The organism is Pantoea sp. EEL5, assembly GCF_049892805.1.
Lineage (GTDB): Bacteria > Pseudomonadota > Gammaproteobacteria > Enterobacterales > Enterobacteriaceae > Pantoea > Pantoea ananatis.
Genome location: NZ_JBNDNJ010000001.1, coordinates 2359195 through 2372024 on the forward strand (window position 1 = coordinate 2359195; position 12830 = coordinate 2372024).

12 protein-coding genes are annotated in these 12830 nt (G+C 54.7%); 6 read left to right on the forward strand and 6 right to left on the reverse strand.

Annotated elements, in window-relative coordinates:
• Positions 1–22: 22 nt before the first annotated feature.
• Genes pstB through ACPXSQ_RS11110 form a run of 3 tightly spaced genes read right to left on the reverse strand, consistent with a single transcriptional unit; the run spans position 23 to position 4530 of the window.
• Positions 23–796, reverse strand: a complete 774-nt coding sequence (pstB, locus tag ACPXSQ_RS11100) for a phosphate ABC transporter ATP-binding protein PstB (protein WP_028715453.1) — start codon at positions 794–796, stop codon at positions 23–25.
• Positions 797–802: 6 nt separating this feature from the next.
• Positions 803–2437, reverse strand: a complete 1635-nt coding sequence (gene pstA, locus ACPXSQ_RS11105) for a phosphate ABC transporter permease PstA (RefSeq protein WP_210449682.1) — start codon at positions 2435–2437, stop codon at positions 803–805.
• Positions 2434–4530, reverse strand: a complete 2097-nt coding sequence (locus ACPXSQ_RS11110; RefSeq protein ID WP_210449684.1) for an ABC transporter permease subunit — start codon at positions 4528–4530, stop codon at positions 2434–2436. Before ACPXSQ_RS11110 ends, pstA begins: the two co-directional genes overlap by 4 nt.
• A gap of 154 nt (positions 4531–4684) precedes the next feature.
• On the opposite strand from ACPXSQ_RS11110, the gene ppk1 reads away from it, so the two are divergent.
• From ppk1 to mgtE, 5 genes are all read left to right on the forward strand, one after another.
• Complete coding sequence (ppk1, locus tag ACPXSQ_RS11115; RefSeq protein WP_014605285.1) at positions 4685–6745, forward strand: polyphosphate kinase 1; 2061 nt, start codon at positions 4685–4687, stop codon at positions 6743–6745.
• Positions 6746–6750: 5 nt separating this feature from the next.
• Positions 6751–8274, forward strand: coding sequence for an exopolyphosphatase (ppx, locus tag ACPXSQ_RS11120; protein WP_014594297.1), 1524 nt, complete (start codon positions 6751–6753; stop codon positions 8272–8274).
• Positions 8275–8276: 2 nt separating this feature from the next.
• Positions 8277–8915: a tellurite resistance methyltransferase TehB gene (gene tehB, locus ACPXSQ_RS11125; RefSeq protein ID WP_013026710.1), complete on the forward strand. Its 639-nt coding sequence runs from the start codon at positions 8277–8279 to the stop codon at positions 8913–8915.
• 98 nt (positions 8916–9013) lie between these two features.
• Complete coding sequence (locus ACPXSQ_RS11130; protein WP_013026711.1) at positions 9014–9199, forward strand: YfgG family protein; 186 nt, start codon at positions 9014–9016, stop codon at positions 9197–9199.
• A gap of 124 nt (positions 9200–9323) precedes the next feature.
• The gene (mgtE, locus tag ACPXSQ_RS11135; protein WP_013026712.1) at positions 9324–10757 is read left to right on the forward strand and encodes a magnesium transporter; all 1434 of its coding nucleotides are present in this window, start codon (positions 9324–9326) and stop codon (positions 10755–10757) included.
• Here mgtE and ACPXSQ_RS11140 read toward each other — a convergent pair whose 3' ends face one another.
• Both ACPXSQ_RS11140 and ACPXSQ_RS11145 read right to left on the reverse strand, forming a co-directional pair.
• A complete protein-coding gene (locus tag ACPXSQ_RS11140; protein ID WP_426143703.1) occupies positions 10758–11261 on the reverse strand; it encodes a helix-turn-helix transcriptional regulator in 504 nt (167 codons plus the stop codon). It lies immediately after the preceding gene.
• Positions 11258–11527 carry a hypothetical protein gene (locus tag ACPXSQ_RS11145; RefSeq protein ID WP_015699752.1) on the reverse strand — a complete coding sequence of 90 codons (270 nt, stop codon included), beginning with the start codon at positions 11525–11527 and terminating at the stop codon, positions 11258–11260. Before ACPXSQ_RS11145 ends, ACPXSQ_RS11140 begins: the two co-directional genes overlap by 4 nt.
• Before the next feature lie 189 nt (positions 11528–11716).
• On the opposite strand from ACPXSQ_RS11145, the gene ACPXSQ_RS11150 reads away from it, so the two are divergent.
• On the forward strand, positions 11717–11896 hold the full coding sequence (locus ACPXSQ_RS11150) for a DUF2158 domain-containing protein (protein WP_013026715.1): 180 nt from the start codon (positions 11717–11719) through the stop codon (positions 11894–11896).
• Between the two features lie 117 nt (positions 11897–12013).
• On the opposite strand, the gene ACPXSQ_RS11155 is transcribed toward ACPXSQ_RS11150, so the two are convergent.
• On the reverse strand, positions 12014–12787 hold the full coding sequence (locus ACPXSQ_RS11155) for a DUF3750 domain-containing protein (RefSeq protein WP_014605282.1): 774 nt from the start codon (positions 12785–12787) through the stop codon (positions 12014–12016).
• Between the last annotated feature and the right edge of the window lie 43 nt (positions 12788–12830).

Genomic DNA, 12830 nt, shown 5'->3' on the forward strand with positions numbered 1-12830 from the left:
GGAGCCAGGCTCCCTGCCCTTTTCAGCCATAGCGTCCGGTGATGTAATCTTCCGTTCGGCGCACCTTCGGCGTCGTGAAAATCCTGTCTGTTGTGTCGAACTCCACCAGCGATCCCTGATGCATAAAGGCCGTGTAATCCGACACACGTGAGGCCTGCTGCATATTATGGGTGACCAGCACCAGCGTGAAGTGCTGTTTCAGGGTGCTCATCAGTTCTTCGATCACCAGCGTTGAAATCGGGTCCAGCGCCGACGTCGGCTCATCCAGTAACAGCACGTCCGGCTCAATCGCAATGGCGCGGGCGATAACCAGCCTCTGCTGCTGCCCCGTGGAGAGCGTCAGGGCATTCTGTGCCAGCTGATCTTTCACTTCTCCCCATAACGCCGCCGCACGGAGTGCGCGTTCACAGGCCTCATTCAGTACCCGCTTGTCGCGCACGCCCTGCAAGCGCAATCCGTACACCACGTTTTCGTAGACCGACTTCGGAAAAGGATTGGGCCGCTGGAAAACCATACCGACCCGGCGACGCAGCGCAGAGACATCCTGGGCAGGCCGCATGATCGACTGCTGCTCCAGAAGAATCTCGCCGTCGATGCGGCAGTTATCGATCACGTCATTCATACGATTAAAGCAGCGCAGCAACGTTGATTTGCCGCAGCCGGACGGCCCAATCAGGGCGGTAATACGGTTTTTGGGTAGCTGCAGCGAGACATCCTGAAGCACCTGGCGCTCACCATACCAGAGCGAAAGGTGATCAACGGTTAGCGCAATATCAGTTTCGGGCATTGTAGTCATCGTCAGTTATTGAGTCATCAGGCGATAGCGTTCACGCAGACGGTGACGCAGGCCCATGGCTAGCAGGTTCAGCAACAGAATAATGAGCACCAGCAGCAGCGCCGTGGCAAACACCAGCGGCCGGTCGGCTTCGGTATTGGGGCTTTGAAAAGCTAAATCATAAATCTGAAAGCCCAGATGCATAAATTTTCTGTCGAGGTGCAGATAGGGAAACACCGCATCAACCGGCAATTCCGGTACCATTTTTACCACGCCGACCAGCATCAATGGCGCGGTTTCGCCCGCGGCGCGCGCTACCGCCAGAATCAGCCCGGTTAACATCGCCGGAACCGCCATCGGCAGCACCACGTTCCATAAGGTTTCGGCCTGCGTCGCCCCGAGCGCCAGCGATCCCTGTCTCAGGCTGTTCGGTATGCGGGATAAGCCCTCTTCCGTTGCCACGATCACCACCGGCAGGGTCAGCAGGGCCAACGTGAGCGATGCCCAGAGCAAGCCCGGCGTGCCGAAGGTGGGATTCGGCAGCGCGCTGCTGTAGAACAGCCGATCGACCGAACCGCCCACCAGCCAGACAAAGAAGCCCAGTCCGAACACACCATAGACAATGGATGGCACGCCCGCCAGGTTTACCACCGCGATGCGCACCAGTCGGGTCAAGGCATTGCGTCCGGCATATTCATGCAGCCAGACGGCTGCAATCACCCCCAACGGCATGACAACCACGGACATCAGCAGAACCATCAGAACCGTGCCGAAGATGGCGGGGAAAACGCCAAAATCGCTTTCGCCCTCGGCAGGCGAATCACTGACGAAGCGCCACAGTTGGTGGAAAAAGTGCCCTGTTTTTTCTGTCAACGTCATGGCATTGGGTTGCCAGGCCGCCACGATCTGCGACAGCGGGATACTGTGCTCGATACCGTTAACGTCACGCAGAATTAAGGCGTCACGCTGACTTTCCTCTTGCAGATTGTTCAGCCTGTCATTGAGCTGAATAAGCCGACGCTCAAGTGCAGCCTGATTGGCGTCATATTCTGACTGCGCCTGCAAATCAAACTGCTTTGCCTCACGCTGCTGTTCAGCCTGATCGTCTAGCTGATCCAGTTGCTGATTCAGCCGGGCCATATCAACACGACGGATTTCGTTGGCCTGGCGTACCAGGATCTGCACCTGTTCAAGGCGCTGCTGTAAAAGTGCATTGATGTTTTTGGCCGTCAGCGCTTCATTGTCTTCGCGCAGGCCCACAAGCCAGCCGTAAGCATTGCCGTGACTGCGGCGCTGTAACACCATGATGGCCTCCGGCTGGCTGACTGCCGGTGTATTCTTGCTGAGCGCAATACGAAAATCCGGTGCGGCCCAGTCACGGTTGCCGGTTTTAATCAAATAGCGATGTAGCGTCGCGTGCGGGTCATCTGTATTGCCAGCCGGGGCCGGATACTGTGACTGCCGCTCAAGGGTTTCACCCAGCAGCCGGGTGTGACTGCCATCAGGCTGCGTAAAGGTATAGAGCTCAACCTTATGAGGCCAAAAGGTACGCAGCCCCTGCCATCCCAGCAATCCTATCAATAAGGTAAACGCCAACAGGCACACCGTCACGGCCCCGGCCGTTAACCAGCGCCAGCGGTCGTTTTGTCGCATCACCGTCATGCCTGCTCCTTGTACTGACTAAAGCGATGACGCAGGCGCTGCCGGATGAGTTCTGCCAGGGTATTAATCATTAACGTAAATATCAGCAATAAAAACGCACTCAGGAACAAAATTCGGTAATGGGCGCTGCCCACGGCCGCTTCAGGCATCTCGATCGCGATGTTGGCGGAAAGCGTACGCAGGCCGCTGAACAAGCCGCCTTCACTTTGCGGCGTATTACCCGTCGCCATTAATAAAATCATGGTTTCGCCGACCGCCCTGCCAAAGCCAATCATCAAGGCGGCAAAAATCCCCGCCGACGCGCCCGGCAGCACAACTCGCGTCAGGGTTTGCCAGGGCGTGGCACCCAGCGCCAGCGATCCTTCTCCCAGCGAAGCCGGCACGCTAAACAGGGCATCCTCAGCCAGGGTAAAAATTAACGGTACCAGCGCAAACCCCATCGCCAGCGCCGCCACCAACAGGTTACGTTGCGCGTAATGCGGTAGCCAGTCCCCGGCATCGGGTACGATCAAGGTCGGCAACCCTAACGTCAGCAGAGTGACACTCAGCAGCACAGGCAGAAGCAACAACACCTCTCGTCCTGGCTGGCGCCAGCGCTCAGGCAGGCGACGGCTCACTACGCCACAGCCGAGCAGGCTGCCGGCAAGCGTCACGGGCAGCAGCAGCACGCCCACTAACGCCTGGCCTACGTGCGGCGCTAACCATAATCCGGCGATCAGTCCGATCACCACGCTGGGCAGCGCCCCCATCATCTCAATGGCGGGCTTAACCCAACGACGCAGGCCCGGTGCCATAAACCACGCGGTATACATCGCGGCGGCCAGCGCCAGCGGCGTGGCAAACAGCAGGGCCATACTGGCCGCTTTCAGCGTGCCCACGACCATTGGGATCAGGCTGAATTTCGCCTGGTAGCTGTCTCCGGCATTGGTGGATTGCCAGACCCAGTCGGCCTTGGGATAGTTTTCATACCAGATTTTTTGCCAGAAATTACGCCAGGTCACATCCGGCCAGGGATTCGTCAGCTTCAGCGTTTCCCAGCCTGACTGCCGCTCCAGCAGCAGGCTGTCACCACGGGGGGAGAATTGGGCCTGAAGAATACCAGCGGCCAGTTGCCGTTGCAGGATAGGCCCGTTCTGTTTACTGGCAAACACCTTCAGCATGCCGGTCTGATCAACCGTGGCAAACACCCGTCGCTGTGGCTCACCGATCATCGTGGCCTGTCCGGCGCTGTGCTCAAAGGTCCGGATGCGGTGTAAGCGCAGGCCGTGTTGACCCGCTATGGAGAACCACTGAGAAATGCCGCTGTCATCCTGGATCAGCAGGCTTTGCCCTCCAGCCAGTAACAGCAACTGCCGGGGCGGCTGAGCCAGCGTCTGCGTTTCGCGCAGCCAGGCTCGCCCGTCATCAATTTGCCAGACCTGCAGCAGGTTACCTTCGGTGGTATACAGCAGGTCGCCTTTGGGCGACAGTAACAGATGCTGAGGTTGCTGGGCCGGCAGCGTAATCAGCGACGCCTGCTGGTTGGTGCCCAGCGTCAGTAGGTTTACTCCGGACTCACCAGAGGCGGCGATGCGCCACTGGTCAGGGCTAATCGTGGCCAGCGCCATCTTTTTTATTTTGCCCTGTGGCAGGCGAAACACCTTATCGCCCAATGGGAAATGCCATTCGCCTTCGCCCTGGCTTATCACCGGTTGCAGCAGGGTTAAACTGCCCTGGGCATTAAGCAGCAACGTCTTGTCGTCTGCGCTGGTTACGATCTGCTCCGGCACGGGCGAAAGCCCTAATGCCGGAGCTGCCGGTTGTCCGTTCAGCGGAATAAAGCGCGCCTTTCCGTCGCGGCTGATGCGCCAGCCTACGTCGCCCAGATTGCCTATCGCCAGAGCCGGTGCCGAATCCCACAGACGTTGGCTGCTGACGCTTTGCACGCCCGGCGCGCTGAATAACGGCAGGACCACCCAAAGCAACCAAAAGAACAACAGCATCATCAGTAGCAGAATGGCCGCTCCGCAACACGTGACGAGGCGCCGCGTGAAACGGTCAATAGCACGACGTCGGCGATCGCTAAACTGCACAGGAATATGGTTTACGCTCATGCGGCCCTGGTTATGCGGCGGAAATGAGTCGCTATGTTGCCCGTAGCTGGTTGATAAGACAACTTTTGCTGTTGGACAACCCTGCCATACTCTCGCCATAATGCTGTTGGATACTGTATCGTCGTCAGTCCTGCAACCGTCATACGGAGTGAGAATGGGTCAGGTAAAGCTTTATATCGAAAAAGAAATGAGCTGGTTGTGCTTCAACGAACGTGTTTTGCAGGAAGCGGCAGATAAAGGTAATCCGCTGATTGAACGTATGCGTTTTTTAGGTATTTACTCGAACAACCTCGACGAATTTTACAAGGTACGTTTTGCCGATCTGAAACGCCGTATCCTGATTGGCGAAGAGCAAGGCTCCGCCAGCACGCCACGCCATTTGTTAAAAAAGATCCAACAGCGCGTCCTGAAGTCAGATCAGGAATTTGACGCCCTGTATAACGACCTGCTGCTGGAGATGGCGCGTAATCAAATATTCCTGATAAACGAACGTCAGCTGTCACCTAACCAGCAAAGCTGGCTGCGCCACTACTTTAAGCATGAGCTGCGTCAGCACATCACGCCGATTTTGATTACTCATGAAACCGATTTAACCGAGTTTCTGAAAGACGATTACACCTACCTGGCGGTTGAAATTATTCGCGGTCAGGATATTCAGTACGCCCTGCTGGAAATTCCATCGGATAAAGTGCCACGCTTCATCAATCTGCCAGCCGAACCTCCCCGTCGCCGTAAACCTATGATCCTGCTTGATAACATCCTGCGGTATTGTCTGGATGATATTTTTAAAGGTTTCTATGACTACGACACGCTCAACGCCTATTCGATGAAAATGACGCGTGATGCGGAGTACGACCTGGTGACAGAAATGGAATCCAGCCTGCTGGAACTGATGTCATCCAGCCTGAAACAGCGTCTGACCGCTGAACCGGTGCGTTTTGTTTATCAGCGCGACATGCCGGATTCGATGGTGGCGCTGCTGTGCGACAAGCTGTCGATTTCAAATTACGACTCCGTGTTGGCGGGGGGGCGCTACCACAACTTTAAAGATTTTATCGGCTTCCCTAATGTCGGGAAGAACAACCTGATTAACCGGCCGATGCCGCAAATCCGCCATATTGGCTTTGACGGTTTCCGCAACGGTTTCGATGCCATTCGTAATCGCGACGTGCTGCTTTACTATCCGTACCACACCTTCGAGCATGTTCTTGAACTGTTGCGTCAGGCGTCATTCGACCCGAGCGTGCTGGCGATCAAAATCAATATTTACCGCGTCGCCAAGCATTCGCGCATTATGGATGCGATGATTCATGCTGCCTATAACGGGAAAAAAGTGACCGTTGTAGTCGAGCTGCAGGCCCGTTTCGACGAAGAAGCCAATATTTACTGGGCAAAACGCCTGACGGAAGCCGGTGTACACGTTATTTTCTCTGCGCCCGGGCTGAAGATTCACGCCAAGCTGTTTTTGATTTCCCGCCGGGAAGGCGAGGAGATCGTGCGCTACGCCCACATCGGTACGGGTAACTTCAATGAAAAAACGGCACGCCTTTACACGGACTATTCCCTGTTAACCGCCGATGCGCGTATCACCAATGAAGTGCGCCGGGTCTTCAACTTTATTGAAAATCCCTATCGCCCGGTGACCTTTGACCATTTAATGGTTTCTCCGCAAAACTCGCGTCGCATGTTGTATGATTTGATCGATAACGAAATCGCCAACGCGCAGCAAAAACGCCCCAGTGGGATTACGCTGAAAATTAACAACCTGGTGGACAAAGGGCTGGTAGACAGGCTTTATACCGCATCCAGCGTTGGCGTAAATGTTAATTTACTGGTGCGCGGAATGTGCTCATTGATTCCAGACTTGCCCGGGATCAGTGAAAACATTCGTGTGATCAGTATTGTTGACCGCTTCCTGGAACACGACCGCGTATACATTTTTGAAAACGGTGGTGATAAGAAAGTGTTTCTCTCGTCCGCGGACTGGATGACGCGTAACATTGATTATCGCATCGAAGTGGCCGTGGCGATCCTTGATCCACAGATAAAGCAGCGCATCCTGGACATTATTGCTATTCAGCTTAGCGACACAGTTAAAGCACGTGTTGTGGATAAAGAGCTGACTAACCAGTACGTTCAGCGCGGTAATCGTCGTAAAGTACGGTCGCAGATGGCCATTTACGATTACATTAAGAAGCTGGAACAACCTGAATAACGCCTATGCCTATCTCCCAAAAAAGTACGCCGAAACCTCAAGAGTTTGCGGCAATTGACCTTGGCTCCAACAGTTTCCACATGGTAATTGCCCGCGTGGTGGATGGCGCTTTGCAGGTTCTGGGGCGTCTGAAGCAACGGGTACATCTGGCCGATGGGCTGGATGCCAAAAATTACCTGAGCGAAGAGGCGATGGAACGCGGGCTGAACTGCCTGGCGCTGTTTGCTGAACGTCTGCAGGGCTTTAACGCCAGCAACGTGACGATCGTGGGCACACATACGTTACGGCAGGCGGTGAATGCCGAAACCTTTTTGCAGCGCGCGGCCGACGTTATTCCTTACCCGATTGAGGTGATTTCCGGTCACGAAGAAGCGCGCCTGATTTTTATGGGCGTTGAACATACGCAGCCGGAAAAAGGCCGCAAGCTGGTCATCGACATCGGTGGCGGTTCAACGGAATTAGTGATCGGTGAAGATTTTGAGCCGCAGCTGGTAGAAAGCCGTCGCATGGGCTGCGTGAGTTTTGCCCAGCTTTATTTTCCCGGCGGTGAAATCAGCGTTGAGAACTTTCGTCGCGCCCGCCTGGCCGCCACGCAGAAGCTGGAAACGCTGGCCTGGCAGTACCGTCTGCACGGCTGGCAATATGCGCTGGGCGCGTCTGGCACCATCAAAGCCGCCTGTGAGGTGCTGCTGGCGATGGGTGAGAAAGAGAAGCTGATTACCCCTGAGCGCCTGACGAAACTGTATGACGAAGTCATTAAGCACAAGTCCTTTGCTGCGCTGAGCCTGCCGGGCCTGTCTGAGGAGCGTAAAAGCGTGTTCGTTCCGGGCCTGGCCATTCTCTGCGGCGTCTTTGACGCGCTGGCTATCCGTGAACTGACGCTGAGTGATGGCGCACTTCGTGAAGGTGTGCTGTACGAAATGGAAGGCCGTTTCCGCCATCGGGATATCCGCAGCCGTACGGCTCAGAGCCTGGCGAATCACTACGCCATCGACAGCGATCAGGCTCGACGCGTACTGGAGACGACGGAACAGCTCTATCTGCAGTGGCGCGATCAAAATCCCAAACTGGCGAATCCGCAGTTGGCTGCGCTACTGAAATGGGCTGCCATGTTGCATGAGGTGGGGCTGACCATCAATCACAGTGGTTTACAGCGCCATTCAGCCTATATCCTGCAGAACACCAATCTGCCAGGCTTTAATCAGGATCAGCAAATGCTGCTGGCGGCGCTGGTCAGATTTCACCGTAAAGCGGTGAAGGTGGATGAACTGCCGCGCGTGACGCTGTTTAAGAAGAAGCAGTTTTTGCCCCTTATCTTTCTGCTTCGTCTGGGGACCTTGCTGAATAACCAGCGCCAGGCCACGACTCGCCCGGACGCGTTAAAACTCACCTGCGATGACGGCCACTGGACGCTCACTTTTCCGGCAGGCTATTTCAGTCAGAATAACCTGGTGCAACTCGACCTGGAGCGTGAGCAAACCTACTGGGATGAAGTAACCGGCTGGAAACTGATTCTCGCAGAAGCCTGATCGTGCGGGCACTTACTGCCCGCATCACCGAACCGATGACGATGACATTACGAACTGAACATTATTTTGCCGATACCTACGGCTTAACGCCCACCCATTCTGAAGTGGTTGACGCCTTGCCTAAGCTGACGCCCGGCAAAGCGCTTGACCTGGGATGCGGGAGCGGGCGCAACACGCTGTTTCTGAATCAACATGGATTCGAAGTGACTGCCTGGGACCATAATCCGGCAAGCCTGGCACGCCTGAATCAGATTATTACCGCCGAAGGGCTGACCGGCATTCATACGGCGCAGCAGGATTTAAACCAGGTGCGTTTCAACGGTGCGTACCAGCTGGCGATCTCTACGGTGGTGATGATGTTTTTACAGCCGGAAACTATCCCCCAGCTTATTGCCGATATGCAGGCCTGCACCGTGAAAAATGGCTTCAACCTGATTGTTGCCGCCATGAATACCGAGGATGCCCCCTGTCCGTCGGACTTCCCTTTTGCCTTTAAATCCGGCGAGTTAAGTCATTACTATCGCAACTGGCACATTGTGAAGTACAACGAAAACTGGGGTCAGTTACACCGCAAAGATGAAAATGGCAACCGGATAAACTGCCGGTTTGCGACGCTCCTGGCGCAGAAAGCCAGTTATTAACATTGTTGTATTTTTTTTAAACAGCGGTTGATTTCAGCGGGCGACTGTGACTAAATATTGCTGTCGCCCGTCTTGGGTTTTTACAGGAATTACACTGCGTGAACAGCGCCCTTTCTCCACGAAGACGTAAAAAAAGCGTCAGCATGACGCGGATTGTTTTACTCATCAGTTTTATCATTCTGTTTAGTCGCCTCGTCTTTATCCTGCCCGCGGCTTTCGAGCATCATCAGCAAAAACAAACCGACTCGCCTCCGGCGATCACCACGCTTTCTGACAGCCGTTAATCATAAGATGTCATAACCTGATTAATCGACGCGCGATCCCCTGCATCAGCGCCATTTTTTACATCCCTTTTTCGGTCAAAACGCTACACTTCGTGCAAGTGCTTTCAGACTATAGGGATGCAATGTGTCTGCCTCACACACTCAACGTTTAAGTGAAATTCGTCATCGTATTCTGACGCTGCTGCTCAATGAGCACGATCTGGTGGATGAATTGCTGGATAAAGCCAGCCATCTCACCGCTGAGCAGCAACGTGAAAATGCGATAAATCGTGAAATTCTGCAGCAAGACATCAGCCAGCTTCATGCCGCTGACCTTGCCGATATTCTTGAAGCCTTGCCTGAAGAAGCGCGTCTGGCACTCTGGAGCCTGGTACCGGGTGAGAAACGCGGTCATGTGCTGGTTGAAGCCTCTGAAACCGTCTGGGACAGCCTGACCGAAGAGATGAGCGATCGCGCCATCCTGCAGGCTATGGAACCCCTGGACATTGACGATCAGGCCTGGCTGGTACGTTACCTGCCACGCGACCTCACCGGACGCCTGCTGACCTCGCTTGAGCCTAACCTGCGCGCCCGCATCCTGAGCGTGATGCAGTTCGACCGGGATCGCGTGGGCCGGATTATGGACTTCAATATCCTCACGGTGCGCGAGGATGTGACCTTAGCCACAGTGCAGCGCTTTTTGCGGAAAGGCAAAAGCATGCCGGACGGTACAGACAAAATCTTTATCACCAATGAAAACAACCAACTGCTGGGCGAACTGCTGTTAACCGCTATTCTGCTGAACAAACCCAAGACCATGGTGAGCGACGTGATGAATTCGCATCCCACCACGTTTCAGCTTGATGATAAAGCCGAAGATGCAGCCAGTGCCTTTGAACGTTACAACCTGATCTCAGCGGCGGTAACTGACGCGCAGGGTAAACTCATCGGCCGCATAACCATTGAAGATGTTGTTGATCTGGTTAACAAAGAGAACGAAAGCAATATCCGAAAAATGGGTGGGATCAGTCAGGAAGAAGATGTTTTCGCGCCGGTGCGCAAATCCGTGCGCAACCGCTGGGCATGGCTGGCAATCAATTTGTGTACGGCATTTATTGCCTCACGCGTCATTGGTCTGTTTGAAGGCACTATCTCGCAGATTGTCGCCCTTGCTACGCTCATGCCGATTATTGCCGGGATAGGTGGAAACACCGGTAATCAGACCATCACCATGATTGTTCGCGCCCTGGCCCTGCATCAGGTTGAGCCGGGCAACTTTTCGTTCCTGTTTATGCGTGAACTCGGCGTCGCTTTGATTAACGGCCTGTTCTGGGGCGCCATTATGGGCGGAGTGACCTGGCTCATGTACGATAACATGGCGCTGGGCGGCGTCATGATGCTGGCGATGGTGCTGAATCTCCTGCTGGCTGCGGTTATGGGTGTCATGGTGCCGCTGGTCATGACGAAAATGAAACGCGATCCCGCCGTGGGCTCAAGCGTCTTGATTACCGCCATCACCGATACTGGTGGTTTCTTTATTTTTCTGGGCCTGGCGACAATCTTTCTGATACCGCACTGATCACGAATGTAGATAACCGTAGCGCTGCAGGGATCCCATCACGTTAAGCCGACGCGTCACCTGTGCCAGCTCGCAGGTGACCGCAGGCAGTTGGTAGTGATTACGCTGCGCCAGCCACTCCAGCACATCGGCTAAATGCCAGATGGCCGTTTTGCCATCGTGAACCGGTAGCGGGAACTGTTTGCTGTGCGTGACCATCAGTTTACGCATGTTCTGACGTGATACGCCGATAAGATCGGCGACATCGGTTAAGCCGACAAAGTCAGGTGCGGCTTCAACCATGACTGCGCCCGGAATGGCAGACTGCACATCCTCTATCGCACTGCCGAGTGCGTGACTCGCCGAATCTGCTTTGCGCGTAAACTCCAGTGCCAGCTTACCTGCCATACCGGCACCGACCAGCGCGTCGTCGCATCCTGCCTCCGCCAGTTTTTCCAGTAATGCGTCGATGGATTTGGCTGATTCAGGCAGTTCAAAACGCAGGGTGAAATGATAGTCCGTCATAATCCTTCCCTCTTTTTCCACTCACGGGTGGCGATACAGTTGTCTACCACGCGCCGCAGCGCTTTGGCATGGTTTTGCGCGCTTTTCGGGGTGCGCCAGATACAGGTCAGACAGTATTCACCACAGCGGCACGCCGACAGATTTGCCGGGCAGTACATTTTGCCCCATGCGTGATGGCCCTTAGCAACCACCAGCCACCCATGGAACTCTGCGTAACATAATGCGGCTTCAATCTCTTTGCTGGGATGTCGCTTTCTGTCCACCATGGTGCATATCATTCCTTGTTTTTGATGGGTTGTCAACTGACAACTTATTTATGCTTAATGCGGTAGATGAGCAGCATGGGGGTTGTCGGGCAGCAGGTAAAACAGGTTGCGGCTAAAATGGAAAAGGTTACGCAAAAAAGTGTCAGTCTGGCGTGATGGACTAAAATCAATGCTCACAACGGAGGAAGTATGTTTAAAACTGATGACCTGGTACAATCGAAAACGGGCGGCCCCAAAATGGTGGTGCTACGTGCCGAAGGAGAAACGCTGTGGTGCGCTCGCGTGGACGATGCCACTCAAAAAGAAATCGAAGTTAACGCGGACAGCGTAAATCTCTACCATGAAGATGGCGATTTTGGCGTCTGTTAAAACGGGTGATGTGACTCAGGCAGACCGTAACGGTTAAGACAACCCGAAGTGGGGTTACGCGGCAACCCAACACTCGGGTAACCTGTTTCGCCTGCCGCGTCATCCACCAAACGGCTGTCAGATTTTATTTTCCTGCAGATTATTTTTTCCTAAACCGCCAATAAAAGGCAGTCTCAGCCGAAACGGCGCAAAGCCTATCCCCGCGCTCAGTCCCAAAAGATTCACTTCAACCCCTTCTTCCGCCCCCAGCGTAATGCCCGCGACGCCAAGTATTGATACCTGAACCCCACGACCTGACGGCGGCAAGCCCACGGGGCGCCATAATGGCCGGTAGTCTTTTCCCAGGGCGTTGGCAGGCAGATCAAGCTTGAGATCCGGCACATTGCGACCAATGTGCGCCATAAAGGTATTACTGTTCGGCCCGGGCCAGGCGCGATAGGTGGTGGGCCAGGGGTAGGATTTTATGGCGGCTTCAATCTGCGGGATCAGCTTTTGCGCATCCGGGCCACGATGCTCAACCAACAGCCGCGGTTTTGCCCCGTACCAGTAGCCGTCAGGCAACGATGAATTACGTCTTACCTTATCGCCGCTCCCCCAGCTAATGACTTCGTAACGTGTATAGCGGCTTTCACCTGCACGTTTAAAGATAATCCACGGGTGCACCGCGATAGCGCCTTTCCAGCCGTATGTCGGTGCGGCATAGACCTGAACGATGGCCTGACTGGCGTTGGCCTGTGGATCGGGCGCGACACCGGCCGAATCCCTTCGGGCCGTTGCCCAGCCACCCTGGCCGGTAGCGTTGTTGCCATGAGTGGCTTGCGCCAGGCTCGCCGCTAGCGACAGTAAAATTACGGTGAGAAAACAGAGACTGAAGATTTTCAGGGTCAGCATCGCGGTTCCTGCAGGTAAAAGATAAGGGATGATTTTGCAATGA

What these genes read in the sequence shown, in the direction of transcription:
- ACPXSQ_RS11140 (WP_426143703.1), bottom strand. Translation starts at nt 11,261, where the DNA reads ATGACGGACTATCATTTCACCCTGCGTTTTGAACTGCCTGAATCAGCC.
- ppx (WP_014594297.1), top strand. Translation starts at nt 6,751, where the DNA reads ATGCCTATCTCCCAAAAAAGTACGCCGAAACCTCAAGAGTTTGCGGCA.
- ACPXSQ_RS11155 (WP_014605282.1), bottom strand. Translation starts at nt 12,787, where the DNA reads ATGCTGACCCTGAAAATCTTCAGTCTCTGTTTTCTCACCGTAATTTTA.
- pstA (WP_210449682.1), bottom strand. Translation starts at nt 2,437, where the DNA reads ATGACGGTGATGCGACAAAACGACCGCTGGCGCTGGTTAACGGCCGGG.
- ACPXSQ_RS11150 (WP_013026715.1), top strand. Translation starts at nt 11,717, where the DNA reads ATGTTTAAAACTGATGACCTGGTACAATCGAAAACGGGCGGCCCCAAA.
- ppk1 (WP_014605285.1), top strand. Translation starts at nt 4,685, where the DNA reads ATGGGTCAGGTAAAGCTTTATATCGAAAAAGAAATGAGCTGGTTGTGC.
- ACPXSQ_RS11110 (WP_210449684.1), bottom strand. Translation starts at nt 4,530, where the DNA reads ATGAGCGTAAACCATATTCCTGTGCAGTTTAGCGATCGCCGACGTCGT.
- ACPXSQ_RS11145 (WP_015699752.1), bottom strand. Translation starts at nt 11,527, where the DNA reads ATGGTGGACAGAAAGCGACATCCCAGCAAAGAGATTGAAGCCGCATTA.
- pstB (WP_028715453.1), bottom strand. Translation starts at nt 796, where the DNA reads ATGACTACAATGCCCGAAACTGATATTGCGCTAACCGTTGATCACCTT.